Source organism: Streptomyces sp. MK7, assembly GCF_032658145.1.
Lineage (GTDB): Bacteria > Actinomycetota > Actinomycetes > Streptomycetales > Streptomycetaceae > Streptomyces > Streptomyces spiralis.
This window is the reverse complement of record NZ_JAVACL010000112.1, coordinates 1-2585: the sequence shown is the minus strand read 5'-3', so window position 1 is coordinate 2585 and position 2585 is coordinate 1. Positions and strand designations below refer to the sequence as shown.

3 protein-coding genes are annotated in these 2585 nt (G+C 73.3%); all 3 read right to left on the bottom strand.

Annotated features, from left to right (window positions below):
• A partial coding sequence (locus R2S09_RS40020; protein ID WP_316746199.1) for an L-histidine N(alpha)-methyltransferase occupies window positions 1-689 on the bottom strand: 689 nt, incomplete at its 3' end.
• Window positions 668-1459, bottom strand: a complete 792-nt coding sequence (egtC, locus tag R2S09_RS40015) for an ergothioneine biosynthesis protein EgtC (protein ID WP_316746198.1) — start codon at window positions 1457-1459, stop codon at window positions 668-670. The genes egtC and R2S09_RS40020, both read right to left, overlap by 22 nt.
• On the bottom strand, window positions 1459-2585 hold a 1127-nt coding region (egtB, locus tag R2S09_RS40010), incomplete at its 5' end, for an ergothioneine biosynthesis protein EgtB (protein ID WP_316746197.1). The genes egtC and egtB, both read right to left, overlap by 1 nt.

Genomic DNA, 2585 nt, shown 5'->3' with positions numbered 1-2585 from the left:
CGGTTGACGACGGTCAGGACGTTCTTGTTGAACGCCGCCGTCACCCCGGCCGTGTCGTCGTACGCCCGTACGAGCACGGCCTGGTCCTTGACGAGGTCCGTGCCGAGCAGCAGCGCGTCGCCGGGGGAGAGCAGGGCCCGCACCCCGGTCAGGAAGCGGGCGCGCTCGTCGGGCAGCAGGTTGCCGATCGTGCCGCCGAGGAAGGCCAGCAGCCGGGGACCGGGCGTGTCGGGCAGCGCGAGCCCGGCGGTGAAGTCGGCGATCAGGGCGTGCACGTTCAGCCCCGGCCGCTCGGCGGCCAGGGCCCGCCCGGCGTGCTCCAGCGCGCTCTCGCTGACGTCGACGGGCACGTAGCTGTGCAGGCCGGTCAGGGCGTCCAGCAGGTGGCGCGTCTTCTCCGAGGAGCCGGAGCCCAGTTCGACGAGGGTGCGGGCGGGCAGCGCGGCGGCGATCTCGGGCGCCCGGTCGGCGAGGATCTCGCGCTCGGCGCGGGTCGGGTAGTACTCGGGCAGTTTCGTGATCTGCTCGAACAGGTCGCTGCCGTGCGCGTCGTAGAACCACTTCGGCGGCAGGGTCTTGGGTTCGGCGGTCAGGCCGTGCAGGACGTCGGCGCGCAGGGCGGCGGCCATGGCGTCCTCGGGCAGGGTGCGGGTGACGTGGAAGGGACTCAACGGCTCGGCTCCTCGGATGGTGCGGATGCCAGGTCCTCGGTGAGGTCCTTGAGCGGGGTGAGCAGGACGTCCTGGCGGCTCGCGGTGAGCAGTGTGCGGTCGGGTACCTGGAGCCAGCGCGGGTCGTCGTCGTAGGGTTCGGAGGCCACGACCGCGCTGCGGCCGGGTTCGGCGAGGTACCACAGGGTGTCGCCCCAGGCGGTCGCGGTGATCGTCTCGCCGTCGGTGAGCAGCAGGTTGAGGCGGGCGCCGGGGGCGGCGGAGGCCACCTCCACCACGGTGTCGGCGAGCGCCTGACCCGGTTCGTCGCCGCCGCGCAGCCGGGCCAGTGCCAGTGCCCAGACGAGCGCGGAGTCGTTGCGGGCCTCCAGCGACAGCAGGTCCTGCGCCGGCAGCGTGCGGGCGAGATCCGCGAGCGAGCCCGGCCAGCCGGGGACGGCGCCGTTGTGGCTGAACAGCCACCGGCCCGCGGCGAACGGCGCGGCGGCGGCCTCGGCGTCCGCGCCCGCCAGGGTGGCGTCGCGTACGGCGGCCAGCAGCGCGCTGGTGCGCACGACCCGGGCCAGGTCGGTGAAGGACACATCCGCCCACACGGGCCCGGCGCGGCGGTAGCGGGCCGGCACCGGGTCGCCCGCGGCGTACCAGCCGACGCCGAAGCCGTCGGCGTTGACCGTCCCGTACCGCTGCTGCCTGGGCGCCCACGACTGCCGGTACAGGCCGTGCGGCACTTCCACCAGGAGCCGGCCGATCGGCTCCTCGTCCCCCACGTACGCCAGATGACGGCACATCAGCAATCTCCCCGGTCGGCCGAGCGGGCCGTGCGGAACCCGGAGAAGATCTGCCGCCGGATCGGATAGTCCCAGTTGCGGAACGTGCCCCGGCAGGCCACCGCGTCCACGGCGAACGAACCGCCGCGCAGCACCTTGTACTCGGGCCCGAAGAACACCTGCGAGTACTCCTTGTACGGGAACGCGACGAACCCCGGGTAGGGCAGGAAGTCGCTCGCCGTCCACTCCCACACGTCACCGATCAACTGCCGCACGCCCAGCGGCGACTGGCCGGCCGGATAGCTTCCGGCCGGGGCCGGACGCAGATGACGCTGGCCGAGGTTGGCGTGCTCGGGGGAAGGGTCGGCGTCGCCCCACGGATAGCGCCTCGAGCGGCCGCCCGCCGGGTCGTGGCGGGCCGCCTTCTCCCACTCGGCCTCGGTGGGCAGCCGGCGCCCGGCCCAGCGGGCGTACGCGTCGGCCTCGTACCAGCACACGTGCAGCACCGGCTCCTCTGGCGGCACGACCTCGGTGACGCCGAAGCGGCGCCGCAGCCACTGCCCGGCGTCACGGTGCCAGAACAGCGGCGCGGTGATCTCGTGCCGCCGTATGTGGCTCCAGCCCTCCGGCGCCCACCAGCGCGGGTCGTCGTAGCCGCCGTCCTCGATGAACGCCGTGTAGGCGCCGTTCGTGACCGGGATGGTGTCGATCCAGAACGGCGCCACCTCACGCACGTGCGCGGGCCGTTCGTTGTCCAGCGCCCACGGCTCGGTGGAGGTGCCCATGGTGAACGGGCCGCCGGAAACCAGCACTTCCGCCGGACCGGTGAACACGGGCGCCGGATCCGGGTCCGGCGCGGTCAGGGCCCGCGGACCCCGGCGCAGCTGATGAGTGATCAGCATCGTCTCGTCGTGCTGCTGTTCGTGCTGCGCGATCATCCCGAAGGCGAAGCCCGCCTCGGTCAACCGCGTCCCGCGGAACGCGGTCGACTCCAGGACGTCCATCACCCGGCCGCGCACCTCAGCGGCGTACGAACGGGCCTCCTCGGGTGCCAGCAGCGGCAGCGAGGGACGTTCGGCACGCGGATGCTCGAAGGCGTCATACAAGTTGTCGATCTCGGGGCGCATGGCCTCCCGGCCGCCCACCG

Excerpts from the sequence above, each read along its gene's own strand:
- egtC (WP_316746198.1), bottom strand. The coding sequence starts at position 1,459 with ATGTGCCGTCATCTGGCGTACGTGGGGGACGAGGAGCCGATCGGCCGG.